This window comes from Klebsiella sp. JB_Kp031 (assembly GCF_040064295.1).
Taxonomy (GTDB): Bacteria; Pseudomonadota; Gammaproteobacteria; order Enterobacterales; family Enterobacteriaceae; genus Klebsiella; species Klebsiella quasipneumoniae.
This window is the reverse complement of sequence record NZ_JBEAJW010000022.1, coordinates 56589-82208: the sequence shown is the minus strand read 5'-3', so window position 1 is coordinate 82208 and position 25620 is coordinate 56589. Positions and strand designations below refer to the sequence as shown.

Below are 25620 nucleotides of genomic sequence, written 5' to 3'. Positions count from 1 at the left end.
TCGCTGGCAGGAAAAGAATAATCACGTAAATGTTGAATGTTCAACATTTTAATGTGTGATTTCAGCATAAAAATATTGCGCTATGATTGGGCACAGAACTGGTGCAAAGAGCCGGCTTATTAATTTTTATATATCAATAAATTAATAAAAAACATCACGCTTTTATCACGCCTGAATGAGAAAAGCACACTTTATACGTTCTATTTTGGTGCAACAGGCTAAATCAAGCCAACAAAATCACTTTAACATACTGTTATTAATATAATTAAGTAACAAGATGGATGCTTGAAACGCAACAAAAAACAAAAAAAACGTCACACATATTGCAAAAGCCACAACTACAACATAAAAATGTGTTAAGAGTGTCATTTCACATTGAGGACAGCATGTTTAACGACGAGTATTTAACAACACTTACCCTGAAGCTGCGGCCGCTCCTGCCCCGCTGGGGGCTCAGCGAAGGCGCAGAGATTGGCCTGCTGACGGTTTCAGAAAATGCCACGTTTCTGGTCAGCGATAAGGCGATGCAGAGAAAGATCGTGCTGCGAGTACATCGCCCAAACTACAGTTCAGCGGTGGAGATCCATTCTGAGCTGATGTGGCTCAACGCCCTGCATGCCCGGGGAGGTATCAACATCGCCGTACCGCTTGTACTGGATGATGGGAGCTGTATCGCCAGCCTCATCGACGGCGAAACGGTCACCCACGTCGTGGGATTCACCTTTGTTGCGGGCAGCGAACCTGATACCGGTAGCCATCTCACCGGCTGGTACCATGCCCTGGGAAGGGTTGCGGGAGAACTGCACAGTCACAGCGAAGGCTGGGTAAAACCCGAGGGTTTTCATCGCAAGGTGTGGAACAGCGAGACAATTATCGGACGCCATGCCTGGTGGGGGGACTGGCGGAAGATGACGCAGCTGAGCGCCGACGATATTACGCTGCTGGAGGCGGTGGAGGCCACAGTGGTCGCCAGACTGGAAGCGTACGGACAGGACGCCGACCGCTATGGGCTGGTGCACTGCGACATGCGGCTGGCCAACCTGCTGGTGAATGAGAATTCGCTGACGGTGATTGATTTTGACGACTGCGGCATCTGCTGGTTTGGCTGGGATTTTGCCACCGCCGTCAGTTTTATTGAAGACGACCCGGCCCTTGCGGACTACCGCGCTGCGTGGCTTGCCGGCTACCGTAGCGTCCGCCCCTTCAGCCAGCAGGACGAAGTGATGCTTCCGGTGCTGGTGATGCTGCGCCGCTTACAGCTGACGGCCTGGCTGGCCAGCCATAGCGAAACAGCCACCGCCCGTCGCTACAGCCCACAATGGGGCGCCATCACCGTACGTCTGGCACAGGCGTTTCTCCATCAGGCGTCACCGCTTAGCGTTACCGTTAACTGCAAGGAACCTGCTGATGAACAATAAAACCCCTATTCTTCAACTGAACCGCTTTGACGCGCTGACCGGCGTGGCCGACGAAAACCTGAGCCGACAGATAGCCCGTCGCCACGCCACCCAGGGGACCGGTTCGGTGCTGTTTTATCCACAACCGATCGTCATGGCGTCGGCCTCCGGAGCCTGGATGGAGGACTCGGCCGGCAACCGCTATCTGGATATGTATAACAACGTGCCGGGCGTAGGGCATTGTCATCCGCATATCACCCAGGCGATGGTGCGCCAGGCCGGGTTACTGAACACCAACACCCGGTATCTGTTCCCGGTACTGGAGCAGTACGCGGATAGCCTGCTGGCGACTTTCCCCACCGGGCTGTCGAATGTGATATTTACCTGCACCGGCAGCGAGAGCAACGACATTGCTCTGCGGATGGCCCGCTTTATCAGTGGTCGGCAGGGGATCATCGTCACCGAGAGTGCCTATCACGGCAATACAACGGCGGTGATGGAGGTCTCTCCCTCCGGGCACAAAGAGGCCCTTCTGCCCCCGTGGGTGCATACCATTCCCGCCCCTGACCTGCGCAGGCTGTCAGCGGGCCAGACGCTGCCTGAACTCTTCGCCGCCGACGTTGAGCGCGCCATGGACGCGCTGGAGGCGCGGGGCTACGGCTGTGCGGCGCTACTGGTGGATACCATTTTTTCCAGCGACGGCGTTTTCGCCGATCCGCCGGGATTTCTGGCCCAGACGGTAGCCCGCGTACAGGCCCGGGGCGGACTGTTTATCGCCGATGAAGTCCAGCCGGGCTTTGGTCGGACAGGCTCTCATTTCTGGGGCTTCCAGCGTCACGGTGTGCAACCGGATATCGTCACGCTCGGCAAGCCAATGGGGAACGGTTTTCCCATGGCCGCGGTCATCACGCGCCCGGCTATTCTGCAGGCGTTCAGCGAAAAGACCGAGTACTTCAACACCTTTGGCGGTAACCCGGTGGCTGCCGCCGTGGGCCTCGCGGTACTGGAAGTGATTGAGCAGGAGGCACTGATGACCAACGCCCAGCGCAACGGGGACTATCTGCGTGCCGGACTACGTCAGCTGGCCCAGGATTTCCCGGCCATCGCCGACATTCGCGGCGCCGGGCTGTTCAACGCCATCGAGTTTGCCCGGCCAGACAGCGGAGAGCCGGATCCGCAGCTGACGAGTCGCGTTATCTATCACCTGAAGCTTGAGGGCGTGCTGATTGGTGCGGCCGGTCGCTTTGGCAACAGCCTGAAGATCCGTCCGCCGCTGTGCTTTAGCCGCGATGATGCAGATTTCTTCCTCGAACGGCTGGCGAAAGTCATGGGCCGCCTGAACGGATAGTCTAACCGACAGGGCAAACATCCAGTTTGTTTGCCCTCGGCGTGCAGGTATATTAACGGCATCAGCGACTTCAGGGAGAGTAAACAGCGTTCATGTCGAAGAGAAAAGAAGACCGTCAGCAACAGATCTTGCGCGAACTGGCCGAGACCCCCACCCTGCGGATTGGGGATATGGCGCGCACCCACGGCGTCTCTACCGAAACCATCCGTCGCGATCTCGACGAACTCACCCGCCGGGGCGTGCTGAACCGAACTTACGGCGGCGCAGTGCGGGCCATGAACAGTGAGCCGACGGTCACGGAGCGCCACCAGCTGTTTACCGAAGAGCGCGAGCGCATCGCCCGGGACGCCGTACATTGTATGCGCGAGGGCAAAATATTTATGATCGGCTCCGGCGCGACCACGGTACATGTTGCCCGCCGGATGGCCAGCGAGCTGCGGGATATTACGGTCATCACCCACGCCTTCGGCGTCGCAACGGTGCTGTCGATGAATCCAACCATCCGGGTAATCGTCGCTCCCGGGGAGTACTGCGCAACCGAAGGGGCAATGACCGGTGCGCAGACGCTACAGTTCCTCAGCCAGTTCACGGCGGACTATACGTTACTGGGCGCCAGCGGTATCGCCGCCGACGGGCCGAGCGAGGCGTTAATCGACAGCGGAACGGTTTACCGGGCGATGATCCAGCGCGCCGCGAAGAGCATTGTCGTCGCCGACCACTCGAAGTTTGGCCTCACCTACCCCTACCATTATGCGGGCTGGTCGGGCATCAGTCGTTTAATTACTGACCAGCCCCTGCCCGACCATCTCGCTACCGTGCTCGGCCGGGAAAAAGTGGTCGTGGCGCGTGGTCATGCCGCCCCTGAGCAGCAGTGACCCGCGCCCGTGCCTCCTACCCTTTGGCAAAATTGGCCTGGATCCGCTGCTGCAGATAATCCTCGGCGCTGATGGGCGGGTACTTTCTCTGCGGCCCGAGGATCTCGACATCTTTATTGGCCTGGCAGAAAAACGCCAGGCTGTAGCGCGGCCCCTGATATTCGTGGGGCAGCGGGTTTCTCACCCGGTGGAAGTTAGACGGCAGCTGGTCGTCGCTCCAGCGCATCAGCATATCGCCGATATTGCAGGTGATCACCTCCTCGCGCGGCTCAATGCTGGTCCACTGCTGGCTTTCGCGGTCTTTACCGGGACAAACCTGCAGGCCGCCCTGACCGGGGCGCTGGAACAGCAGCGTCAGACAGTCAAAATCGGTATGCGCGCCGGCCCGCCACATTCCCTGCTGCGACTGCTCGGTTGCATAGTAGTGCAGCATGCGCAAGGTGCTCTGATAGGTGTCACGCTGCGGATCGTGCGCGGTGGTGAAAAACGATTCCGGAAAACCGAGCTTTAACGCAAAGCAGGAGAGAATCTTCATCCCCAGCTGCCAGCACTGCGATTCAAACCCGAGCATCGTCTGCCGGAAGCCTGGCAGCTCCCGATCGCTGGGCCAGCGCCCATCCATCAGCGGACGGGTTATCTGATAGGACTCTTTTTGATCCGGCGTGCGGGTCGATGGCCGAACCTGCGCCTTGCTCTCCCAGCCGGCGTTGCCGGCCAGCGGATACTGGCGCTTCACCTCGTCGGGCAGGTTGAAAAACGCCTCGGTCGTGCTGAACGCCTGGCGGATCTCCGCCAGCGGAATACCATGGTGGCTGACCTGGAAGAAGCCGATCTCCACCGCCGCCTCCCACAGTTGTTCGGCAATATCATTTTTTCTTTCGGCAAAGTTCGACAGGTCGATACAGCGCACTTCGCGGGCGAAGGTCTCTTCGCCCTCGGCGCCCATCAGCGCCTCTTTTTCCAGTTCCTGTAAGGCATAGCGTTGATTCTGGGTGGTTGCGTTCATCGTCATTATCCTGTTATCAGTTAAACAGCGGCGCGCTGTTGGAGGGTACGGACGGCCGCCAGCGCGTCGTGGCGCATCGCGTAAAGGTCGAGACCGGGAATGGCGTCATCTTCCACGATGGGTCGGCCATTGAGCAGCAGCGCCTTCAGCGCGGCGCGCCCGCCGCAGGCCACCGGCCCAATGGCCATATCGTGCAGGCCGAAGTAGCGCGGATCGTCCAGCCGGTAAATGGCGAGGTCCGCCTGCATCCCGACCTGCAGAGTGCCGCTCTGCGCTAAGCCGAGGATCTGCGCCCCGCCGGCGCTGCCCCAGCGCACCACATCCTCCACCGTGGCCGCATCGGCCCCGCCCTCGAAGGTGCCTCCGGCGTAGCGCGGCTGCGCCAGCATCCCCTTGCGCGCGCGCTGCAGCAGCCATGCGGCATGGGCTTCGCTTTGCATATCCGCCGCCTCATTGGAGGCAGCGCCATCCACCCCCAGCGAGACCGGGACCCCGGCCTGCTCCAGCGCCAGCAGATCGGCGATGCCGCTGCCCAGCCGACCGTTGCTTTGCGGGCAATGGGCGATGCCGGTTCCGGTGCGGCCCAGCAGGGCAATCTCCTCCGGCAGCAGCTTCACCAGATGGGCAAACCACACGTCATTTCCCAGCCAGTCATGCTCCGCGCAGAACTGCACCGGCGTCATGGCGAATTTCTGCCGCGCGGCGTCAAGATAATCGACGGTTTCCGATAAATGGCTGTGCAGCCGGATCCCCAGCTGGCGGGCCAGCTTTGCCATCTCCCGCAGCTGGGCGCCCGGCGCGGAGTGCAGGACGGTAGTGGGCGCCATCACCACCCGGCGCAGAGAATCGGGCCGGGGGTCGTGATAGCGGCTGACCAGCCGTTCGATATCCGCCATATAGCCGTCGAAGGTTTCCGGACGCAGCGCCACCGGCAGATCCTGTTCCACCGCCCGGCCCTGGGTCGCCCCACCCCGGCACAGAACGATGCGCATCCCCAGCGCTTCCCCTTCGCTGAAGACAATCTCCGAGGTATCGAAAGGCATATCTGGCCAGTACAGGTAGTTGTGATCAGCCACGCTGGCGCAGCCCGAGCGCAGAAGCTCCACCAGGCCAATGCGCACCGCCAGACGAAAAGTATGCTCATCGAAAGCCGCGCGAAAGCGGTACGGCGTGGCGCTCAGCCAGGCCGTCAGGCTCTGGTTCAGCCCCTGCGGCTCGCCCTTCAGCAGCGACTGAAAAAGATGGTGGTGCGTGTTCACCCATGCCGGATAGATCACACAGTCGCGGGCATCGATCTGTCGCTCTTCCGGCAGCGGCGTCAGGCTGCCGATGGCCGCAATCTTGCCGTCGCGGATGCGAATATCTGGCCCGGCCAGCCGCGCCGCCTCTCCGGGCAGACCGCTGAGGATGGCATGGGCATTTTTAATCATTAATGACATGGCGTCGCTCCTCAGGGTTTAACCTGCATGGCCTGAACAAATTCGGTGGTGTAGGCCTGTTTCCAGTCGGTGGCCGCCGCCAGCAGACCGGCGCTGACCATAAAATCGCGGGTCTTCTGCCAGCGCGCGTCGGTCATCGTCCCCCAGCCCTGGCTGGCGGCATCCCCGCCGTCGATCAGATGATGCTCACGGATCTGGGTCACGCCCCAGGCGAGCAGATCGTCGGTCATTTTCGGATTGTCCTGCTTAATCAGCGCATTGCCCGGCGCCGGATCCTTGAGATAGCTCACCCAGCCCTCCATTGAGGCGCGGACAAACTTCGCCATCGCCGCTTTACGCTCGGCGATGGTGTCCGGGCGGGCGATAAGAATGCCGCCATAGGGAGGGTAACCATGCTCAGAAAAGAGGAAGAAGTTCGCCTTCACCCCAGCCTTCTGCACCTGGAACACCTCGGAGCTGACATAGGCCTGCTGGGCGACAGCGTCGTCGACGACAAAGGGTTGAATATTGAAGGTGTAGGGGCGAACCTGAGCGTCGCTCAGCTGGTATTGTGCCTTCAGCCACGGCCACCATGTCGCCTGACCGGAGCTGGAGACCAGAATGGTTTTATCTTTCAGCCCCTGCAGGGAGGTGACATCGGCGTGGGTCAGCAGCCCCTGGGGATCGTACTGAAAGGGAGCGGCAATGGCTTTCGCCTGGAAGCCGCGCTGAATGCCTTCCAGCAGCTGCAGATCGTAACCGATGATCACATCGGCCCGCTTCGACAACAGCAACTGCATGCCGTTGACCTGGGGGCCACCGGAGCGGATCTCGACGTCGAGACCATATTTTTTGTACAGCCCAGTGGCCTGAGCCTGATAATAACCCCCCTGCTCCGCCTGAGCGTACCAGGAGGTCAGCAGAACGATTTTCTCCTCGGCCTGAACGGCCAGCGAGACACCGCCGAGGGCCATCAGGCCCAGCCAGCGTAAACCCCGGGGAAGGCGTGCGCCTGTTTTCATTATCCCTCTCCTCTTTACGCCGGGAGGGGGAGCGAGCGAATGTGGCTCAGCCTCCCATCCCGGTCAACATTGAACCGCGACATGGTGACTGAGCAATGTCCCGTATGGATAACCCGTACTGACCGCTTCTACTCACACTTAGCTATACAAAAACAATGCCAGATTTTATCGCCCGCGCGCGGCCGCGCAAAATCGCCTGCGCCGCCGCCCTGGGGCATGCAACCTTTGATTCATGCACACAAAAAACGCACCATTATGGTGCGCTAATGAATGATTTTAGTGCCTGTCGGTCTCTCACAGCTGGCTGAAGAGCATCTCCAGCTGGTTCAACATCATCGAGGCGGCAAGTGAAAGCTGGCGGGCGGGCGAGACGCACAGCGCCAGCGTGAAAGGCTTAAGCTGCGGATCGGTAAGCGGCACAAACGCCAGCTGGCCGGACTCGATCTCATCGAGAATATCCAGCCGGCACAGTATGCCGATACCCATCTGTTCTTTAATCAGGGTACGGATCATGTGGATGTTATTCGACACCGCCACCTCCTTCACCTCGTTGCCGCTGATGTTCACCAGCGCCTCTACCGGTTCGCTGATCATCAATGGGGCGGAGGGCAGGATAAACGGGTAGTCGATGCACTGGCTAAAGCGCACAGCGCTGCGGCTAGCCAGCGGATGGCCGGTCGGCACCACGATCCCCATATTCATTTCGGCAAACGCCCTCACCTGCAGTTCACGGGAGGTCTGCGGATTGAGCATGATGCCGAAATCCGCCTCGCCGGAGATCAGCGCCTGCTGGATGTGGATATTGTTGATGGTGGTCAATGTAAAAGAGATGTTGGGATAATGTTTATGCACCTCTTTGAGCATCGTCGAAAAGAAATGCCGGTTAATGGCATCGATGGTGGCGATGCGCACATGCCCGCGCCGCAGTCCGCGCAGGTCATCCAGCTGCTCACAGACCCGGGTAAAGTCCTTTTTCCAGTTATTGGCCGCATGCAGCAGCAGCTCCCCGGCGGCGGTCAGCCGCAGCCCGGTGGGATGGCGCTCGAAGAGCGGCATCGCCAGCTCCTGTTCCACGCGCAAAATCTGACGGTCGATAGAGGACGCAGAGACATGCAGCGCCTCTGACGCTTTACGAAACGACCCCTGACGGGCCACTTCAGTGAAATAGAGCAGAAATCGGGAGAAGGCAAACATCGTTTGGGTGCTCTCTTTTTTGCAACGGGTTGTGCGAATCAAAGCTCTGGACGCAACAGTTTTATCACAATACCGTAGCATTCATAGCGGAGAAACGATCGTTTCACCCATTTTCTTGCACGCCGGACAGTTCACCGCGAAGGGGAGTTATCTCTTCGCCGACCCTGGCCGCCCTGCAGACAGCGGAATGAGGGAGAGTAAACGGTAATGCACAGCCACGATTTTATTTCGGTCTCGGTCGGGGAAATACGGCCTAACGGAGAGGGAAATCTGTCTTTAATATTGCAGGCAGCGGCCGGGGAAATATTACCGGCCTACTCCGCCGGGGCGCATATCGATATTATTATTCCCGGCGTTGGCCCGCGGCAATATTCCCTGTGCGGCATGCCTGACCGCGGAAATCGCTATGAAGTTTGCGTCAGGCTGGCGGACGCTTCCACCGGCGGCTCACGCTATTTGCACCAGCAGCTCAAAGCCGGCGATCGGCTCTCCATTTCGCAGCCGCGCAACCATTTCCCCCTGCCGCAAGCCGGGCGCTACCTGCTGTTTGCCGGCGGTATCGGCATCACGCCGTTGCTGGCGATGGCTGACGCGATTGCCGCCAGAAAGGGAGAGCTGGAGCTGCATTATTATGTCGCCAGCTCGCGCCAGACCGCCTTCTCCCCGCGCCTGGCTCAGCTGGCCGCGAGCGGCACGGTGGCGATTCACTGCAGCGAGGAAGGCGAGTCGTTTCGCCAGCAGATCCCCCCATGCTTAACCGCGCCCGATCCTGATACCGCGGTGGTGGCCTGCGGCCCGGAGGGCTTTATTCAGCGACTGCGGTCGGTCATGGATGAATATCGCTGGTCGCCGTCGCAATTTGTATTCGAGCGCTTCACTCCCGCGGCGGAAAATAATACTGCGGCGAAAAACGCTTTTTATATTGAGCTGGCCTCCAGCGGGCAGCGTCTGCAGGTCGCCGCGGATCAAACCATTGCTCAGGTATTACAGCACGCCGGGGTGGAGGTCATGCTCTCCTGCGAACAGGGAATGTGCGGGTCATGTATTACCGGGGTCCTCGACGGGATCCCCGAGCACCGGGACAGCGTGCTGACGGCGGAAGAGAAAGCTGGCAACGACCAGATCACGCTCTGCTGTTCGCGGGCGAAATCGCCGGGTCTGGTTTTGGATCTGTGAGGAGACTGACGATGACATTCTCCTCCTCTTGCGCGCCGCTCATCGGTATCAGCCGCGCCCGACTCCCGGCCTGGGCGCTGCCCGACGGCTGGCCAACGCAGGCCAACGGTGAACCGCTGCTGGCGGACCTGGTCTTTCGCGATGGCCGGATCGCCGCATTGACCCCAACCGACCAGCCGACTCCCGGCCTGTGGGACCTGGCGGGGGCCCTGACGCTCCCCGGTCTGGTGGAACCCCATGCCCATCTGGATAAAACCTTTACCATTGAACGCTGCCGTCCGGCGCAGGCCGGGCTGCTGCCGGCGATCCACGCCATGCATGAGGATCGCCGACACTGGACCGGGGCGGATATTCAACGTCGGGCGTCCGCCGCGCTGGCCCGGGCGGCAGCGAATGGCGTGACCCATTTGCGCAGCCATATCGACTGGTTTACCGCCGACGCGCCGGACGCCTGGCAGGAGATCGCCCGCCTCGATACCGGCGGCATCACCCTGGAGCGGGTGGCGCTGGTCCCGCTGCCCCTGTTTCAGGATCCGGCGGATGCCGAGGCCATTGCCCGTGCGGTCGCCAACAGCGGGGAGCGCTGCCTGCTGGGCGGCTTCATCCACTCCTCCAACTGGGACGCCGCCGCCATGGCAAACCTGCTGCATAGCGCAGCCCGCTGGAAACTGGATCTGGATTTGCATATCGATGAGGAGCTCAGCGAGGTGTCTCAGGGGCTGACCTGGTTGGCGGATCATCTCTCCCGCCACCCTTTCCCCGGACATATCTGCTGCAGCCACGGCTGCGCGCTGGCCGCCGGCAGCGACGCGCAGGCGGCGCAAATCCTGCGTCAGCTGGCGGCGCACGGCGTCACCCTTATCGCCCTGCCGATGACCAACCTGCTGCTGCAGGATGCGACGTTCGGCCGCACGCCGCGCCAGCGGGGGATCACCCTGCTGCACGAGGCGCAGGCCGCCGGCGTGGCCACCCTGCTTGGGTGCGACAACGTGCAGGACGCTTTTTGTCCGGCGGGAAGCTACGACCCGCTGGACACCCTGGCCTGCGGCCTGTTCAGCGCCCAGCTTAGCGACCCGTTCGACCGGCAGTCGCGGCTGATCTGCGATCGCGCGGCGCTAACCGGTTCGCCGGCAGACGCGGCGCCCTTTGCCGTCGGGGCGGCGGCCAGCGTTGTGATTTTCCCGGGTAGCGACCGTTTTACCTGGCCTTTAAACAGCGCCGCCCGTCTGGTGGTTAACCACGGCAGGTTAACCCACCGGCGCGTGTGGCAGGAGGAGATGGCACATGAGTCTTGAAGCAGGCGCGGGGGCGCCGCTGGCGCGGTATGCCGCCTGGCGCAGAGCCGGCGATTTTATCTTTCTCTCCGGCATTATTCCGGTCAATCCCCTGACCGGCACCATCGTCAACGGCTTTCAGGATGTGCCTGAGCCGGTGCGGGAGCTGCTGGGGGCGACCGGCGAATTTTCAACCGATGCGAAACAGGGGCCGATACTCGCCCAGAGCTGGTACGTCCTGGAAAGCATCCGCCGCACCGTGGAGTCCGCGGGAGGGCAGATGAGCGACGTTATCAAGCTGGTGCAGTACTTTCGCAACCTTGACCATTTTCCTTATTACAGCCGGGTCAGAAAGCTGTTTTATCCCGGCCAGCCGCCCGTTTCCACCGTGGTGCAGGTCAGCGAAATGCTGCCCGACGCCACGGTATTGATTGAAGTCGAAGCAACCGTCTGGTTACCCCAGCCAATTCACTCCGAGGCACCGCGATGATTAACGGTTACATTCCTGCAGCGCGCTTTCTCCCTTTTCTGAGCTGGACGGACGTGGCCGCCCTGCCAGATAAAAGCAATACGGTTATCGTCCTCCCTACCGGGGCGATCGAACAGCACGGCCCGCATCTGCCCTGCTCGGTGGACAGCGTGATATCTTCCGGCGTGGCGGGCCATGCCCTCGCCCGGCTACCGGCGGCGATCCCGGCCTACGCCATCCCGCCGATCGTCTACGGTAAGTCAGAGGAGCATCTGCATTTTCCCGGCACCCTGACCCTCAGCGGCGATACGCTGCTGCATACCCTGCTGGAGATCGCCGAATCTCTCTATCGGGCCGGTTTTCGCAAGCTGCTGATGATCAACGGCCACGGCGGCCAGCCGCAGATCCTGCAGATCGCCTGCCGGGAAATGCGCCTGCGCCACGGGGATTTCATCGCCATCCCGCACGATGTGTTCAACGTGCCCAACTGCGAAAAACAGTTTCTCAGCCCGCATGAACAGCGGATGGCGATGCACGCCGGCCATAGCGAAACGGCGCTGATGCTGGCGCTGGCGCCGGAGTGCGTTCATATGGAGCGGGCGGTCGCCAGCTTCCCGCCGGAATTCCCCTGCCCGACCCTGTCGAAAGGCCGCCCGGCGGCGGCATGGGCAGCGTATGACTTTGGCCCCAGCGGGGTGATTGGCGACCCGACCCCGGCGACGCGGGAGCAAGGCGAAGGGCTGCTCGACTCCCTCGCCGCCAGCTGGGCGCAGGCAATCATCGAGATCCACCGCATGGCCTGGGTCGAACGTCGCGAACCGACCTGGGGCAAACAGCACTGGCACGGCTTTGTCCAGTCCCTCCCCCCCTCTTTCGCTGCTGATTCCAAGGAGCCCTGATGAATACCAGATCGACGCCAGTTTTAACCCTGCTGACCGTGGCCGCCCTCGCGACCTCAGCCTCCTCCTTCGCGGCGGAGAAGTTTACGTTTCTCACCAACTGGTATGCCCAGGCGGAGCACGGCGGGTTTTACCAGGCCCAGGCCACCGGGCTGTACCAACACGCCGGTCTCGATGTCGAAATTAAAATGGGCGGCCCGCAGATCAACGTTATGCAGCTGATGGCGGCCGGTCAGGCGGACTGCACCCTTGGCGACAACGGCCAGGCGCTGGAGACCTGGCAGGCGGGGGTGCATGCGGTAACCGTCGCCACCGTGTTCCAGCACTCGCCGACGGTGTTTATCACCCATGACAAAGTAAGCAACCCGGCTGAGCTTAAAGACAAAACCTTCCTGCTCGCCACCGAGGCCTATACCTCCTTCTGGCCGTGGGCGAAGAGCGAGCTGGGTCTGGCTGGCAGCAAAGTGCGCCCCTATACCTTTAACGTCCAGCCGTTCCTCGCCGATAAAAATCTGGTGCAGCAGGGCTACGTCACCTCCGAGCCGTTCTCCGTCGCCAAAGGCGGGCAGCCGTTCTATGTCTATCCGCTCAGCGACTGGGGCTACCCGCCCTACGGCAACTCGATCATCTGTATGGCGGACACCATCCGCAAACGTCCGGCGGCGGTGGCGGCCTTCGTCAAAGCCTCCATGGAGGGCTGGAAAAGCTACCTGCAGAATCCCACCCCCGGAAACAACCTGATCGGCAAAGCGAATCCACAAATGGGCGCCGAGCAGATCGCCTTTGGCATTGCCCAGATGAAGCACTACCAGCTGGTGACCGGCGGCGATGCTAAGACCGGCGGCATCGGCATCATCACCGAGCCGCGGCTGAAAAAAACCTGGGACATGCTGGTGAAAAACAAACTGATCGACGCCAGCAAGGTGCCGTTTGAGCAGACTTACACCCTGGATATGGTCAAAGACGCCGGAGTGATGCCATGAATACCGCCCCGAAACTGACCGTGATGAGCGACACCCGCTTTACGCCCGCCTCCGCCACGCCGGCCATTGAGGTGCTGTCGGCGGAGAAGATCTACAGCAACGGCACCCGGGCGCTGCTGCCCGTCAACCTGACCATCAATCAGGGGGAGTTCATTACCCTGCTCGGTCCGTCCGGCTGCGGTAAAAGTACGCTGCTGAAGATGGTCGCCGGCCTGGTGGAGCCCAGCGACGGCAAGCTGATGCTGTGGCGGCGCGACAGCCGGGAAAAGGCCCAGCATCCGCTCTCGTTCGTCTTCCAGGAAGCCACCCTGATGCCGTGGAGCAGCGTGCGCAATAACGTCAGGCTGCCGCTGGATCTGGCCGGCGTGCCGCGCGCGGAAGGTAATACCCGGGTGAGTGAAGTCCTTGAACTGGTGGGGCTGGGCAAATTCGCCGACGTCCTGCCGCGCGAACTCTCCGGCGGCATGCAAATGCGCGTCTCCATCGCCCGCGGCCTGGTCACCCGGCCAAAGCTGCTGCTGATGGATGAGCCCTTCGGCGCGCTGGATGAAATTACGCGCAACAAGCTCGACAGCGATCTGCTGCGTCTGTGGCAGGAGCAGAACCTGACGGTGGTCTTCGTCACCCACTCGATCCACGAAGCGGTGTTTCTCTCGCAGCGGGTGATCATGATGGCGGCCCGTCCCGGACGGGTGGTGGAAGATATCGCCATCCGGGAGCCGTTCCCGCGCAGCGAGGCGTTCCGCGTCAGTCCGGCCTTTTCCCTGTATGCCCGTCAGCTGCAGGACAGTCTGTTGCAGGCCAGCCAGTCTGGTATGGAGCCATAATATGAAAACCACAACCGCAACGCCGTGGATCCAGCATCCGCGTTTTCTCAAAATTCTCTATCCGACCCTCGTCGCGGTGGCGGTGGTGCTCCTGTGGCAGGGCGCGGTAAGCTATTTCCGCATCCCGGCCTTTCTGGTGCCGTCGCCACTGGTGATGCTGGACAGCCTGTGGACGCATCTCACGCCGCTGCTGCTGGCGCTGCTGTTTACCCTTAAGATCACCCTGATCTCGTTTCTGCTGTCGATTGTCATCGGCGCCGCCGTGGCGTTTATCCTGGTGCAGAACCGGTTTGTGGAAACCGCCCTGTTTCCCTACATCGTGTTTTTGCAGGTGACGCCGATCGTCGCCATCGCCCCGCTGATCATCATCTGGGTGAAGGACGCCACCCTCTCGCTGGTGGTGTGCGCCACCCTGATGGCGGTCTTCCCCATCATCTCCAATACCACCCAGGGACTGCGCAGCGTCTCTCCCGGCCTGCTGAGCTATTTCCGCCTCAATCACGCCAGCCGCTGGCAAACGCTGGTGCGACTGCGTATCCCCTCGGCGCTGCCCTATTTCTTCGGCGCGCTGCGTATTTCCAGCGGGCTGTCGCTGATTGGCGCGGTGGTAGCGGAGTTTGTCGCCGGCACTGGCGGGACCAATACCGGGCTGGCCTATCAGATCCTGCAGGCCGGCTATCAGCTGGATATCCCGCTGATGTTTGCCGCGCTGCTGCTGATCTCTCTCGCCGGGATCGCGCTGTTCGGCGTGATGTCCTGGGTCTCGAGCCGGGCGCTCAGCGCCTGGCATGAAAGCGAAGCCGTGCAATCTCATTAATGTTCTGCTGACGAACAGGAAAAAGAATGATGACTGATGAACAGCGTCAACAAGCGATAGCGGCGATCCAGCAGGCACTCCCGGCGCTGGAGTGGACCCTGCAGCCGGCGAAACTCAAACGGCTTTCCCGCGATTTTCACTGGTTCAGTCCGGTACTCACCGAGCAGCTGGCGGGAAAACAGGCGGACGCGGTGGTTCGCCCGCGCGATGAAGAGGAGCTGCGGCAACTGGTCGCCGCCTGCGCGCAGCACCAGCTGCCGCTGACCCTGCGCGGCAGCGCCACCGGCAACTATGGCCAACTGGTCCCCCTCGAAGGCGGGATACTGGTGGATATGACCGGGCTCAACCAGATCGTCGCTCTCGGCAACGGCACGGTGAGAGCCCAGGCCGGCATTCGCCTGGCGGACATCGAAACCGCCGCCCGCCCGACGGGCTGGGAGCTGCGCTGTATGCCGTCGACCTATCGCCTGGCGAGCCTGGGCGGCCTCTACGGCGGCGGGTTCGGCGGCATCGGCTCCATCAACTATGGGCCGCTGGCGGCGCCCGGCAATGTGCTCAGCGTCAAAGTGATGACCGTCGAGCCGGCCCCTCGCGTACTGACCGTCCCGGCTCCCGAAGCGCTGCTGCTGCATCACGCCTACGGCACCAACGGCATCATTCTCGAGGTTGAGCTGGCGCTGGCTCCCGCGCACCAGTGGATAGAACGCCTGGACGTGTTTGACGATTTCGCCGATGCGCTGAACTATGCCAACGCCTGCGTCCGCTCGCCGGGGCTGGTGAAGCGCCAGGTGGCGCTACTGGCCACGCCGATCGCCGATTATTTTAGCCACCTCAACGATCGTTACCGCGCCGGGCAGCATGCGGTTATCAGCCTGATCGCCGAGGAGAGCGAAGGACTCTGCGCCAGCCTGTTACCGCGCCATCGCGGGAGTAACGCCATCCGTCAGGCCAGCGACGAGGCCCGGGCGCAAAACGCCTCGTTAATGGAATACTGCTGGAACCACACCACCCTGCATGCGCTCAAGGTGGACAATACGCTGACCTATCTACAGACGGCGTTTGATCCGCTGCGCTATCCGCAGCAAATTTTACAGATGGAGCAGCATTTCGCCGGGGAGGTAATGTCCCATATTGAATTTCTGCGCGATATCGAAGGCAACCTTACCGCCAGCGGTCTGCAGCTGGTGCGCTATACCACGCCCGAACGTCTCAACGCGATCATGCAGATATTTCGCGATAACGACGTCAAAATTAACAATCCCCACGTGCTGCAGGTTGAGGACGGCAAACAGGGGGTTATTCGCCCTGACGTGGTGGCGGTTAAACAATCTCTCGACCCGGCAGGATTGCTTAACCCCGGCAAGCTGCGCGGCTGGGCGCTGCGCGACCAGCTGGAGCTGGACAGCAACCCGCTGGCGCGGGCCACCCGCGAAAGCCCCGCGACCTGATCGCCCCCGCTCCGCGTGCGGGCTAACGCGGAGCGGGCCCGTCTCTCTTCCCCCTGCCCGCACGGCGAGTTTTTTTACGTCACTCATTCATATGAATGAGTGGTGTCTCTGTTTCCTCCGTTATACTTTTCTGTAGTTGACGAGACGGCCGTTAAAAATTGTTCACAGCATTTTCTCAATTTTCTATTTGAGCAAAAAAGAGGTCTTCTGATAACGGCCAATAAATTCCCTTGTATGATCAACAATGATCAGATCCGTTGCTAAGGAAATTAAAATGTCATTATCCGTGAATAGGTACCTAAAAGAAGTTGAAGAAATAAAAAATAAAGCCACCGCCCTGTCCAATAAAGAATTCAGTGACACTATTGATGAAAATGGCCATCAATACGTTGATCTGGTAATGGAGGGTGGCGGCGTCCTCGGATTAGCCCTTGTAGGTTACATATATATTTTAGAGCAAGCAGGGATAAGATTCATTGGTATCGCAGGCACGTCAGCCGGTTCAATTGCCGCCTTGTTATTATCTGCAATAGATGTACCTGAAAAAGAAAAAAGCGAACGCCTAATAGATATGATCGCCAATATGCCAATAAATACATTTATTGATGGGAAAAAGGACGGAGATTATGACCCAAAGAAATTTATGGATACTGCCACAGGCTTAATGAACTCTAAAAACAAGTCAGGGTTTAAATATTTTAGTGCATTTTTAAGGTTTCTTACGACAACGGACAACTTAAAAATAATGCAAGGACTTAATAGAGGCGATGAATTTGAGTCCTGGCTTAAAAAACAGCTATCATCTTTTAATATTTATACAGTCAACGATCTTAGAAAAAGAATGGCGACGACTCCATACGGATGGAAGCTTAGAAGCACCAGCATTGATAAATCATCCCAACTTGAAGGTAAACAATCCCTTGATGAACTGGATGTAAATCATGACTATTTATGCCTGATAACAGCAGATTTAGCCACCGAATATAAAGTTGAACTTCCTGTCATGGCAGAACTATACTGGGAAAAACCGAACGATGTAAATCCCGCGGTGTTCTGCCGCTGCTCTATGTCTATCCCTTTTGTTTTTCAGCCCTACACGGTAAAAATACCTCATATGGATAATAATCTACAATTGAAATGGCAAAAATATACCGGCATTAGTTTTCAAAGCAGATTAGCGACTCGATTTCCGCCACCTATCGCTTGTTTTGTTGATGGCGGCATCATGTCAAATTTTCCGATTGATGTTTTTCACAACCCCACAAAAATTCCAGCAAGACCCACATTTGGTGTCAAACTGCAACTTGACGATCACAGTCATGAAATTAATAGCACCCTTGATATATTTGCTCAATCGTTCAACACCGCCAGACATGCCATGAATTACGATTTCATTAAAAAAAACCCTGATTACAATAAGCTAGTATCATTCATAGACACTGGAGACATTGGCTGGTTAGACTTCAGTATGTGCGATGCCAACAAACTTAAATTGTTTAGACTTGGCGCAGAAACCGCTTATCAATTTCTTATTAATTTTGATTGGCATAATTACAAAAAAATCAGGCGAGATATTACTTCTGCTTATCAGACAAGCCTTCCCCTTACAAAATTAAATAGATACTTCAAGAACAAATAAATACTTCAAAGATAAAAATAGAAAAGTTCAGCCAGATAAGGAGCGAAACTCGAAAAAATCATTTTCTGCCATCCACAATTTAACAATCTACCTGATGAGGATAAGACCATGCCTAATGGTAATGATTTAATAAACGCAGCAAGAAGTCAGCTTAATGTTAAAGAGGAACCACTTAACAGCAACTCTGGCCCGATGGTAAATACCTATCTCGACTACGTGGGTAGCCCCTCCGGCTCGCCATGGTGTATGGCTTTTATCTACTGGTGTAGCTGTCAGGCTGGTATTCCCGGCCTGCCTAAAACCGCCAGCGTAGCGAAATTCTATCAGGAGTCATTAGCGCACGGAAAAATAATAAATATTTCCGACATTGCCGTTGGCGATATTGTTTTAAGAGTAGATTATCCCGCCCAGTCTAACGGCAAAAAGCCAGGAGATCACGCCGGGATTTACACAGGTAAAAATAAGGCAGGCATCCCGTTATATATCTCAGGTAACACCGTCTCCACAAATCCTGTAGTCACCGATGAAACTAGCTCATATGTTGATGAACATCAGATGAAGCATTTTAATTACGCAGCTCGCTTTTGGTAACGCGAAGTCTTATAGATGCTTTGAGAAATAGAGACATTGCTATTACCATACCTTCCGGCCGACGACTGTTTCACCAGGCATCGGCCCCTTTCCCCATACCGTCCCTGCCTCCCGCCTTTTCAGCCCGAAGCCGACCTCACCCTGCGCCGGACAGTCCCGCCATATGGACGATAAGCCCCACCGCGGCGGCGGCGGCCAGTACCCAGGTCAGCTTCCACTTATAGCGAAACAGCAGTCCGGTGGCGGCGATAGCAATGGCCGCAGACCATGGGTCGAAACCGGATGGCCCCCAGACGCTATGCCAGATAAAAAACAGCGCCAGATTCAGGATAACGCCCACCACCGCGGCGGTAATGGCGGTCAACGGCGCGGTAAATCCCACTTTATTATGAGTGGTTTCAATAAACGGGCCGCCGGCGAGAATAAAGATAAACGAGGGTAAAAAGGTAAACCATGTCACCAGGCACGCCGCCGCGATGCCCCCCAGCAGCACATCATCAACGCCCAACACCGCTTTGGTGTAGCCGCCGACAAACCCGACAAAGGTCACCACCATGATCAACGGTCCGGGGGTGGATTCCCCCAGTGCGAGGCCGTCCATCATCTGCCCTGCGCTCAGCCAGCCATAGTGTGTCACCGCCCCCTGGTAAACGTAAGGCAAGACGGCATACGCCCCGCCGAAAGTCATCAACGCGGCTTTGGTAAAGAACCAGCTCATCTGGGTCAGCGGGTGCGCCCAGCCCAGCATTAGCGCCAGGGTGGCCATCGGCACCAGCCACAGCAGTATCCCGGCGATCAGCACCCGGGCAGTGCGCCGCCAGCTGAACAGGGCGTGGGCTGGGATCGGCGTCGCGTCATCAATAATGGCGGCCCCGCCAGGCTGACTCTGCGCGCGATGGGCGTCGGCTTTGCCGAAGGTCGCCGGCGCCACCCGTCCGCCGATAAACCCGACGATCGCCGCGGTCAGGACGATCAGCGGAAAAGGTACGTTCAGCGCAAAAATAGCGACAAAGGCTGCGGCGGCAATGGCCCAGTAGGCGCCATTTTTCAGCGCCCGCGAGCCGATGCGGTGCGCCGCCTGCAGCACGATCGCCGCCACGGCGGGTTTGATGCCATAAAAAATCCCCGCCACCACCGCGACATCTCCCCAGACGAGGTAGATCCACGCCAGCGCGATGAGCAACACCAGCGAGGGCAAAATAAACAGCACCCCGGCGATGATGCCTCCCCAGGTTTTATGCATCAGCCAGCCGATATAGGTCGCCAGCTGCTGGGCCTCCGGGCCCGGCAGGACCATACAAAAGTTGAGCGCGTGCAGGAATCGCCCTTCCGAGATCCAGCGTCGGTTATCCACCAGCTCCTGGTGCATCATGGCGATCTGCCCGGCAGGCCCGCCGAAGCTGATAAAGCCGAGCTTCAGCCAGAAGCGAAATGCCTGCCAGAAGGATACGGAAGCGACGACGGAAGGGCTGTCAGTCTGCGGAAGAACCACCGTTTTGCTCATGATTACCAGACCTCATTTCACAGGACTTCAGTAAGCCGTCGAACAGCGAGCAGGCTGCCGCCAGCAGTTGGTCATCGTCCGTAATGGTTTCCCGCAGCCCTGCAAGAATGCTTTCCACCCCCGCCGCCTCCGGGGTGGATAGCCCACCGACGTCCAGGAAGTGGATCAGCCGGCCCAGAGCGTCGGGGATCGCGGCCTCCAGAGCAAAGCGCCGGACCAGAACTTCGAAGGTCACCCGCGTGCCAACATGGCTGAACGGCGCCCCGTCATAATCAAAACCAACCGCCGTCGCCGGACAGTCCTCAGGCGCGGCCAGCCACAGGAATCGCGCCTCAGGGTCGATAAAGCGCTGAATTAGCCAGGCGCTGGCCAGACGATCGACCCACGGGCGTCGGCGGGTGGCCCACAAACGGCCGCGAAAGGCCTCTCTATCCAGAAGGCTCAGTTCGCCCGCAACCGCCTGCGGCTCGTCCGGCGATAGCCGCTGATTAATCGCCTGCTCGAGGGTGGCCAGTCGCTCAGCGGCCTGCTCCCGGGCGGCCCCCGGGAAAAAATCGATAGCCGCGATCCGCTGGTAGTCACGCTGAATTTTACGCAGCTGTTTGAGCTGAGCCGCCAGTCCGTCGGCGGATAACGCCCCCTGCAGCGCCAGCAGATCCTGCAACAGCGCATCATACTGTTCGCGACGATCGAATAGCGGCCTGAGCGCCTCCTCTTCCGCCGACTCAATCGTAAACACATACCCGGCCCCGCCCTCCGCGCGGATCGCCTGGCAGGTGCTGAGGAAAATGTCATAGCCCTGACGCATGTCGGGCAGCAGATAGACCCCGTCGCGCAGGACCGCCGCCCCGCTCTGCTTCAGGGTTCGCCAGACACGCATGCGCAGCGTGGCTTGAGACGTCGTCAGGTTAAGGATCAAGAGATGCATTGTCATGATGTAGAGATTACTACAGCATGTAGCGTGTGTGACGTTCATTCGCGCGCAGGTTAAGATGAATTTCAGCAATGCATAGCTAAAAAGCACAAAACGAGGGCCCGCGCAGCGGCAGGCCAGGCGCTAAGCGCGGGGCGGCGATAACGGGCGCAGCAGCAGGGTGAACAGCGCCAGCCCCACCGGCGCCAGGGATCCCCACAGCACCGCGTTCCAGCCGAAGGCGTTGAGCAGAACGCCGGACGAAAACGAACCCACGATCATCACGCCGAAGACCAGAAAATCGTTGAGCGACTGAACCTGGGTCTTCTCTTCCGGGCGGTGGAAATCGATGATTTTCGCCGAGGCGCCGGTGAAGCCAAAGTTCCAGCCGATGCCGAGCAAAATCAGCGACAGCCAGTAATGATACACCCCGACGCCGCTGAGACCGACCGCCACCGAGGCGCCGGTGATCAGCAATCCCGCCGCCGCCATGCGCGCTGCGCCGAAGCGCTGGATCAGCCGGCCGGTGACAAATCCCGGACCGTACATCGCCATCACATGCCACTGGATCCCGAGGTTGGCGGCCTGCTGGGAAAGGCCGTGCATATGCATGGAGAGCGGCGCGGCGGTCATCAGAAAATTCATTACCATATAGGCCACCGCGCCGCTGAACACCGTGGTGGCAAAGCCCGGTTGGCGGACAATCTCGCGCAGCGGCCGCCCTCCGCGAACGCTGGCCGCCGCGGGCTCTGCTGGCGTCACGCCTGCCAGCAGAATGGCGGCGAGCGCCGCCACCAGCGCCTGAGCGAGGAAGGTGAAGGCGAAGGTATGAGTCGGCCAGAGGTGCATGGTGCCGGTGACCAGCATCGGGCCAATGATCCCGGCGGCCACGCCGCCGCCCATCACCAGCGACAGCGCGCGGGCGCGACGTTCCGGAGCGACGCCGTCGGTGGCGGCAAAGCGAAAACTGAGCGCCACCGCGGCATAGGCGCCGCCAAGCATCGCGGCGAAACAAAACAGCAGAAAAGAGCCCAGCACCACCGCCAGAGCGGCCGCCAGACCGGTAACCACCCCGGCGCCGGTACCGGCCATAAACGCGGCTTTGCGGCCCCGCTTACGCGCCAGCGCGCCGAAAGGCAGAATCGAGGCCGCCATCCCCAGCACAAACAGCGTGATAGGCAGCGTGGCCAGCGACGGGCTGGGGGCGATAGTATTGCCGACGATAGCGCCGGTGGCGTAGAACACCACCGAGTTGGCGCCGGCCAGCGCCTGAGCGACGGCCAGGCGGATGATATTGTTGTTCTGCGCCGCCAGCGGCAGCATCTGTTCGCTAGACATCCGTTGTTTTCACCAGTTTGAGAGTGGCGCCAGGCGGGTCGTCTGGCATCGCGCCCTGTTTGTTGGGTTCCCTGACCGTTACCTTAGCTGCAAAATACGCTTTTGCACCATAGTGAATAGCAATATCACCCGGCGACCTGGCCCTCTTCTGCGCCAGATAGCCGGGCCGGGCTTCGCAGCCCGCTTTTTTCACGGGATCAGTCGCGCCGCGCCGCGGCGAATTTAGCCGCAATCATCGCTTCCGTCGGCTGGACGCCCCCCAGGCTCCACTGCTCCGGGTCATGTTCATCAATGCGGATCCACACCGACTGGCGGAACTGCGGATCGCCCTGCCCCTCAATCTCCACCAGCAGATCGGTCATCCGCCGCAGCAGCTCACTTTTCTGTTCCGCGGTCATGATCCCTTTAATGGTTTGCACGTTAACAAATGGCACGCTATGCTCCTTAGCATCTAAGTCTAAATTTCAAACTCAGAGTAGAAGGCCAATCTCACGATGTCAAAAAATAAATCATTGCCCTACCTCGATCCTGAGCTGTGCGGCCTGGCGGAAGGAGCCAAAATACTGGGCGACCGCTGGGTGCTGCTGATCCTCCGCGAGGCGTTTTACGGCGTGACGCGCTTTGAAACGATGCAGGCGCATACCCATATTACCCGCCAGACGCTCACCATCCGGTTGAAAACCATGACCGAAATGGGCTTGCTTCGCAAAGTCCCCTATCGGGAAGCGGGGGCTCGCGAGCGCTATGAATATGTTCTCACCGAAAAAAGCCGTAGCCTGGCGCTGGTGCTGTTCGCCCTGATGGAATGGGGCCACCAGCAGGTGCTGCACAGCACGCCGCATATTGCGCTGGTGGACAGCGCCAGCGGCGAGGCCGTCCATCCCGGGTTCGTCACCGCCAGCGGCAGCGTGGCGAATCCCGCCGCGCTGCAGATCGTTAAGGCAGACGAACGCTGAGAGCGGCGCGGTTGCCCTGATACAGAACTTTCGTAGGCCTCTGGCGGAAGCCGCGACGAGCAGGTATGTTGCATTGCCACGTTACCCGACGACTGGGTGACATTTTGGTTTCATCGAACGGTGCGATAAAGAATGAGGCTCTCTGCCGGGTCCGATCCCGGCTATTATTCGTGGCGCACGCCATGACCGCCCTGGTCCGCCGCTGATCCGCGGATCGTTCATGCTAAAGGAAGAAAATGTCGCTTCGTTCACTGCGGGCTTTATGTTTGACCAGCTTCTTTATCGCCGACGTTCGCGACGGCCTCGGCCCGTTTCTGGGGATCTTTCTCACCCAGCGTCACTGGCAGGCGGAGGACATCGGCCTGTTGATGACCGTCGGCGGCGTGGCCGGCCTGCTGGCGACCCTGCCCGCCGGCTTCATCACCGACACCTCGCGGCATAAGCGCGTGCTGTTGGCCGGGGTCTGCCTGGCGATCACCCTGACCACCCTCCTGCTCTGGTTCAGTCAGAAGACCAGCGTGGTGGCCCTTTCACAGGTTGCCAGCGGGATCTGCGCGGCCTTTGTCGGACCGTTAATCGCCGGGATCACTCTTGGGCTGACCCGACAGCGCGGCTTTAGCGCTCAGATGGGAAAAAACGAAGCCTTCAACCACGCGGGGAATTTCTTCACTGCGCTGATTGCCGGGGCCATCGCCTGGTACTGGGGCATCGGCGGCATTTTCATCCTGATGGCCTGTACCACCCTGTTTACCCTGATCGCCCTGCTGGCAATCCGCAGCAGCGATATTGACGATGACGCCGCCCGCGGCCTCGAGTCGGCAATCCCGCCCGCGCTGCCTGGGTTTGCCATCCTGTTCCGCCATACGCCGCTGATGATCGCCGGCGTGGCCCTGATGCTGTTCCATCTCGCCAACGCCGCGCTGTTGCCGATGCTCAGCATGCGGATCGCCGGCGCGCCGGGACACCTCAATCCGGGGCTGTTTGCCGCCGCCACGGTGATTATTTCGCAGGTGGTGATGATCCCAGTGGCCATTCGGGTCGCCGGCAGCATCGACAAATATGGTTACTGGCGATGCATTCTGCTGGCGCTGCTGATCATGCCCATCCGCGCGGCGCTGGCGGCCGCCAGCGACGCCCCGGCGATGATGGTCCCGGTGCAAATTCTTGATGGTCTGGCGGCAGGGATTTTGGGGGTGGCGGTGCCCAGCTTTATCGTCTCGCTGCTGCGCGGCAGCGGGCACGTCAACGCCGGACAGAGCGTGGTGATGCTGATGCAGGGCGTCGGGGCGGCGATGAGTCCGGCGTTAACCGGCGCTATCGCCGGGCGCTACTCTTTTGCTACCGCCTTCGGCGTGCTGAGCGTTATCGCACTGGTCGCGCTGATAGTATGGTGGCGCAGCGCCCCGCTGCTCACCAACTCGGTGTCGCCGCCGATCGGCGAGAGCGGCCAGTAGGAAAAGGATATCGTCAGGCGGACAACAGCCCCCTGCTGCCTGCCTGACGTGGGAAAGGCGTTAATTCACCTGCGGATTCAAGGTTATTTGCCGCAGAGCGTTCGCCATTTCGAGCTGAATCAGCTCTTTGACACCTTCGCGCTTAATAAACTGGCTGCGGTGTTTACTTTTTACCTCTTCAAGACTTTTTTTGATCTCCTGCGCCGGCAGTTTATACCAGCCGCGAGCCTGTTTCTCTCCGCCCATTTCCAGCCACAGCGATGAATAACTGGCTTTCACCAGATCGCTTTTCACGTGGTAATCGGAATCGATCGCGTAGACCGTAGTGATGCCGAAATAACGCAGGAAACCATACAGCACGCTCATGATGATATTTTTCGGCCGCGCGCCATGCAGCTCTTTGGTCAGCACCTTCACCTCATCATTGGTGATATCTTTCCCGCCCTGTATTCCGCCGATATAAGCGCGGCCATCGTCGGTACAGGAAAAACAGACGCTATAAACGCGCCGGTCGCCGAGAAACAGCTGCAGCATCAGCTCACCCTCCTCCTGAAACGGCGATGCCAACAGCTTAACGTCAAGCTTTTCGCCATTTTTCAAAGGAATAGCAAACATCGTCCGGCCAAAATCCGCCACGTTATAGAGCTGCGGCAGCACATCCGGCTGAAACGTTTTCTCGATAAAATTCAGCGAACCGTGGGCAATATCCAGCTTGCGCCGTTTTGACATCCGTTTATTAAGATAGGCCTTAAAGGGTTTATCCTCGAAAGGCACCAGTCCCTGGGTCACGGCGGTCAATCGTGCGCACTGATATTTGGCGCAAAGTCCTTGATATTCTCTGTATTTACCTCCTGCGAGCGAGAGCTCTCTGCATTTTCGTAAGAATTTTTTATAGCTTATTTTGACCTGACCGATCACTTTATTATGTTTACGCCATTCTTTGATGGCGCCTGTAACAGTATGTTCCATTGATTAAGATCCATAGATTCATCCATAATCGCGGCCATATTAACATAAAAGCCATTCGTCAATGCTTAATTACACCTTCGTTGTCCTTACATTTAATATTTAG

The 25620-nt window shown here is 59.2% G+C and carries 24 protein-coding genes; 15 read left to right on the top strand and 9 right to left on the bottom strand.

The features are described 5' to 3' along the window. Positions 1 to 362: 362 nt before the first annotated feature. From ABLV64_RS07635 to ABLV64_RS07625, 3 genes are all read left to right on the top strand, one after another. Positions 363 to 1418 carry a phosphotransferase gene (locus ABLV64_RS07635; protein ID WP_224222640.1) on the top strand — a complete coding sequence of 352 codons (1056 nt, stop codon included), beginning with the start codon at positions 363 to 365 and terminating at the stop codon, positions 1416 to 1418. Further along, positions 1408 to 2745, top strand: coding sequence for an aspartate aminotransferase family protein (locus ABLV64_RS07630; protein WP_004202945.1), 1338 nt, complete (start codon positions 1408 to 1410; stop codon positions 2743 to 2745). The genes ABLV64_RS07635 and ABLV64_RS07630 overlap by 11 nt, the downstream gene beginning before the upstream one ends. A 92-nt stretch (positions 2746 to 2837) precedes the next feature. Further along, positions 2838 to 3620: a DeoR/GlpR family DNA-binding transcription regulator gene (locus ABLV64_RS07625; RefSeq protein WP_004202947.1), complete on the top strand. Its 783-nt coding sequence runs from the start codon at positions 2838 to 2840 to the stop codon at positions 3618 to 3620. A 16-nt stretch (positions 3621 to 3636) separates the two neighbouring features. Here the strand turns inward: ABLV64_RS07625 and ABLV64_RS07620 are convergent, their stop codons facing one another. The 4 genes from ABLV64_RS07620 to ABLV64_RS07605 form a co-directional block, all read right to left on the bottom strand. Beyond that, complete coding sequence (locus ABLV64_RS07620; RefSeq protein ID WP_074377614.1) at positions 3637 to 4626, bottom strand: 2OG-Fe(II) oxygenase family protein; 990 nt, start codon at positions 4624 to 4626, stop codon at positions 3637 to 3639. Between the two features lie 20 nt (positions 4627 to 4646). Then, positions 4647 to 6065: an amidohydrolase family protein gene (locus ABLV64_RS07615; protein ID WP_348843238.1), complete on the bottom strand. Its 1419-nt coding sequence runs from the start codon at positions 6063 to 6065 to the stop codon at positions 4647 to 4649. An 11-nt stretch (positions 6066 to 6076) separates the two neighbouring features. Beyond that, positions 6077 to 7066, bottom strand: a complete 990-nt coding sequence (locus ABLV64_RS07610) for an ABC transporter substrate-binding protein (protein WP_043519923.1) — start codon at positions 7064 to 7066, stop codon at positions 6077 to 6079. Between the two features lie 294 nt (positions 7067 to 7360). Next, positions 7361 to 8260, bottom strand: coding sequence for a LysR family transcriptional regulator (locus tag ABLV64_RS07605; protein ID WP_004202952.1), 900 nt, complete (start codon positions 8258 to 8260; stop codon positions 7361 to 7363). A gap of 207 nt (positions 8261 to 8467) precedes the next feature. On the opposite strand from ABLV64_RS07605, the gene ABLV64_RS07600 reads away from it, so the two are divergent. The 10 genes from ABLV64_RS07600 to ABLV64_RS07555 all read left to right on the top strand — a co-directional run bounded on the left by ABLV64_RS07600 (position 8468) and on the right by ABLV64_RS07555 (position 18383). Further along, entirely contained in the window at positions 8468 to 9436 is a 969-nt protein-coding gene (locus ABLV64_RS07600; protein ID WP_004202954.1) for a PDR/VanB family oxidoreductase, read from the top strand. A gap of 11 nt (positions 9437 to 9447) precedes the next feature. Then, positions 9448 to 10731, top strand: a complete 1284-nt coding sequence (locus ABLV64_RS07595; RefSeq protein ID WP_069135756.1) for an amidohydrolase family protein — start codon at positions 9448 to 9450, stop codon at positions 10729 to 10731. After that, positions 10721 to 11200, top strand: coding sequence for a RidA family protein (locus ABLV64_RS07590; protein ID WP_048324511.1), 480 nt, complete (start codon positions 10721 to 10723; stop codon positions 11198 to 11200). The genes ABLV64_RS07595 and ABLV64_RS07590 overlap by 11 nt, the downstream gene beginning before the upstream one ends. Next, the gene (locus tag ABLV64_RS07585) at positions 11197 to 12078 is read left to right on the top strand and encodes a creatininase family protein (RefSeq protein ID WP_064177733.1); all 882 of its coding nucleotides are present in this window, start codon (positions 11197 to 11199) and stop codon (positions 12076 to 12078) included. Before ABLV64_RS07590 ends, ABLV64_RS07585 begins: the two co-directional genes overlap by 4 nt. Next, positions 12078 to 13061, top strand: coding sequence for an ABC transporter substrate-binding protein (locus ABLV64_RS07580; protein ID WP_057215704.1), 984 nt, complete (start codon positions 12078 to 12080; stop codon positions 13059 to 13061). Before ABLV64_RS07585 ends, ABLV64_RS07580 begins: the two co-directional genes overlap by 1 nt. Then, positions 13058 to 13888 (top strand): ABC transporter ATP-binding protein, encoded by an 831-nt coding sequence (locus ABLV64_RS07575; RefSeq protein ID WP_032431880.1) that lies wholly within the window; start codon positions 13058 to 13060, stop codon positions 13886 to 13888. Before ABLV64_RS07580 ends, ABLV64_RS07575 begins: the two co-directional genes overlap by 4 nt. Position 13889: 1 nt before the next feature. After that, positions 13890 to 14705: an ABC transporter permease gene (locus ABLV64_RS07570; protein WP_135721877.1), complete on the top strand. Its 816-nt coding sequence runs from the start codon at positions 13890 to 13892 to the stop codon at positions 14703 to 14705. A 26-nt stretch (positions 14706 to 14731) separates the two neighbouring features. Beyond that, the gene (locus ABLV64_RS07565; protein WP_348843234.1) at positions 14732 to 16153 is read left to right on the top strand and encodes an FAD-binding oxidoreductase; all 1422 of its coding nucleotides are present in this window, start codon (positions 14732 to 14734) and stop codon (positions 16151 to 16153) included. Positions 16154 to 16427: 274 nt separating this feature from the next. Next, positions 16428 to 17792, top strand: coding sequence for a patatin-like phospholipase family protein (locus ABLV64_RS07560; RefSeq protein WP_109938403.1), 1365 nt, complete (start codon positions 16428 to 16430; stop codon positions 17790 to 17792). A 108-nt stretch (positions 17793 to 17900) separates the two neighbouring features. Beyond that, positions 17901 to 18383, top strand: a complete 483-nt coding sequence (locus ABLV64_RS07555; RefSeq protein ID WP_017899565.1) for a hypothetical protein — start codon at positions 17901 to 17903, stop codon at positions 18381 to 18383. A gap of 136 nt (positions 18384 to 18519) precedes the next feature. Here ABLV64_RS07555 and chrA read toward each other — a convergent pair whose 3' ends face one another. From chrA to ABLV64_RS07535, 4 genes are all read right to left on the bottom strand, one after another. Further along, positions 18520 to 19887, bottom strand: a complete 1368-nt coding sequence (gene chrA / locus ABLV64_RS07550) for a chromate efflux transporter (protein WP_222689838.1) — start codon at positions 19885 to 19887, stop codon at positions 18520 to 18522. Beyond that, positions 19856 to 20815: a chromate resistance protein ChrB domain-containing protein gene (locus ABLV64_RS07545; protein ID WP_348843254.1), complete on the bottom strand. Its 960-nt coding sequence runs from the start codon at positions 20813 to 20815 to the stop codon at positions 19856 to 19858. Before ABLV64_RS07545 ends, chrA begins: the two co-directional genes overlap by 32 nt. 129 nt (positions 20816 to 20944) lie before the next feature. Continuing rightward, complete coding sequence (locus ABLV64_RS07540) at positions 20945 to 22138, bottom strand: MFS transporter (protein WP_004202975.1); 1194 nt, start codon at positions 22136 to 22138, stop codon at positions 20945 to 20947. A gap of 197 nt (positions 22139 to 22335) precedes the next feature. Then, a complete protein-coding gene (locus ABLV64_RS07535) occupies positions 22336 to 22572 on the bottom strand; it encodes a tautomerase family protein (RefSeq protein ID WP_049003323.1) in 237 nt (78 codons plus the stop codon). 60 nt (positions 22573 to 22632) lie between these two features. On the opposite strand from ABLV64_RS07535, the gene ABLV64_RS07530 reads away from it, so the two are divergent. Both ABLV64_RS07530 and ABLV64_RS07525 read left to right on the top strand, forming a co-directional pair. Then, positions 22633 to 23094, top strand: a complete 462-nt coding sequence (locus tag ABLV64_RS07530) for a helix-turn-helix domain-containing protein (RefSeq protein WP_048324517.1) — start codon at positions 22633 to 22635, stop codon at positions 23092 to 23094. A 236-nt stretch (positions 23095 to 23330) separates the two neighbouring features. After that, a complete protein-coding gene (locus ABLV64_RS07525) occupies positions 23331 to 24548 on the top strand; it encodes an MFS transporter (RefSeq protein ID WP_348843231.1) in 1218 nt (405 codons plus the stop codon). Positions 24549 to 24608: 60 nt separating this feature from the next. Here ABLV64_RS07525 and ABLV64_RS07520 read toward each other — a convergent pair whose 3' ends face one another. Further along, on the bottom strand, positions 24609 to 25517 hold the full coding sequence (locus tag ABLV64_RS07520) for a DUF535 family protein (protein ID WP_069602947.1): 909 nt from the start codon (positions 25515 to 25517) through the stop codon (positions 24609 to 24611). Between the last annotated feature and the right edge of the window lie 103 nt (positions 25518 to 25620).

Coding starts and splice junctions, on each gene's coding strand:
- ABLV64_RS07630 (WP_004202945.1), top strand. CDS start 1,408: ATGAACAATAAAACCCCTATTCTTCAACTGAACCGCTTTGACGCGCTG.
- ABLV64_RS07625 (WP_004202947.1), top strand. CDS start 2,838: ATGTCGAAGAGAAAAGAAGACCGTCAGCAACAGATCTTGCGCGAACTG.
- ABLV64_RS07620 (WP_074377614.1), bottom strand. CDS start 4,626: ATGAACGCAACCACCCAGAATCAACGCTATGCCTTACAGGAACTGGAA.
- ABLV64_RS07615 (WP_348843238.1), bottom strand. CDS start 6,065: ATGTCATTAATGATTAAAAATGCCCATGCCATCCTCAGCGGTCTGCCC.
- ABLV64_RS07610 (WP_043519923.1), bottom strand. CDS start 7,066: ATGAAAACAGGCGCACGCCTTCCCCGGGGTTTACGCTGGCTGGGCCTG.
- ABLV64_RS07605 (WP_004202952.1), bottom strand. CDS start 8,260: ATGTTTGCCTTCTCCCGATTTCTGCTCTATTTCACTGAAGTGGCCCGT.
- ABLV64_RS07600 (WP_004202954.1), top strand. CDS start 8,468: ATGCACAGCCACGATTTTATTTCGGTCTCGGTCGGGGAAATACGGCCT.
- ABLV64_RS07595 (WP_069135756.1), top strand. CDS start 9,448: ATGACATTCTCCTCCTCTTGCGCGCCGCTCATCGGTATCAGCCGCGCC.
- ABLV64_RS07590 (WP_048324511.1), top strand. CDS start 10,721: ATGAGTCTTGAAGCAGGCGCGGGGGCGCCGCTGGCGCGGTATGCCGCC.
- ABLV64_RS07585 (WP_064177733.1), top strand. CDS start 11,197: ATGATTAACGGTTACATTCCTGCAGCGCGCTTTCTCCCTTTTCTGAGC.
- ABLV64_RS07580 (WP_057215704.1), top strand. CDS start 12,078: ATGAATACCAGATCGACGCCAGTTTTAACCCTGCTGACCGTGGCCGCC.
- ABLV64_RS07575 (WP_032431880.1), top strand. CDS start 13,058: ATGAATACCGCCCCGAAACTGACCGTGATGAGCGACACCCGCTTTACG.
- ABLV64_RS07570 (WP_135721877.1), top strand. CDS start 13,890: ATGAAAACCACAACCGCAACGCCGTGGATCCAGCATCCGCGTTTTCTC.
- ABLV64_RS07565 (WP_348843234.1), top strand. CDS start 14,732: ATGATGACTGATGAACAGCGTCAACAAGCGATAGCGGCGATCCAGCAG.
- ABLV64_RS07560 (WP_109938403.1), top strand. CDS start 16,428: ATGTCATTATCCGTGAATAGGTACCTAAAAGAAGTTGAAGAAATAAAA.
- ABLV64_RS07555 (WP_017899565.1), top strand. CDS start 17,901: ATGCCTAATGGTAATGATTTAATAAACGCAGCAAGAAGTCAGCTTAAT.
- chrA (WP_222689838.1), bottom strand. CDS start 19,887: ATGAGCAAAACGGTGGTTCTTCCGCAGACTGACAGCCCTTCCGTCGTC.
- ABLV64_RS07545 (WP_348843254.1), bottom strand. CDS start 20,815: ATGCATCTCTTGATCCTTAACCTGACGACGTCTCAAGCCACGCTGCGC.
- ABLV64_RS07540 (WP_004202975.1), bottom strand. CDS start 22,138: ATGTCTAGCGAACAGATGCTGCCGCTGGCGGCGCAGAACAACAATATC.
- ABLV64_RS07530 (WP_048324517.1), top strand. CDS start 22,633: ATGTCAAAAAATAAATCATTGCCCTACCTCGATCCTGAGCTGTGCGGC.
- ABLV64_RS07525 (WP_348843231.1), top strand. CDS start 23,331: ATGTCGCTTCGTTCACTGCGGGCTTTATGTTTGACCAGCTTCTTTATC.
- ABLV64_RS07520 (WP_069602947.1), bottom strand. CDS start 25,517: ATGGAACATACTGTTACAGGCGCCATCAAAGAATGGCGTAAACATAAT.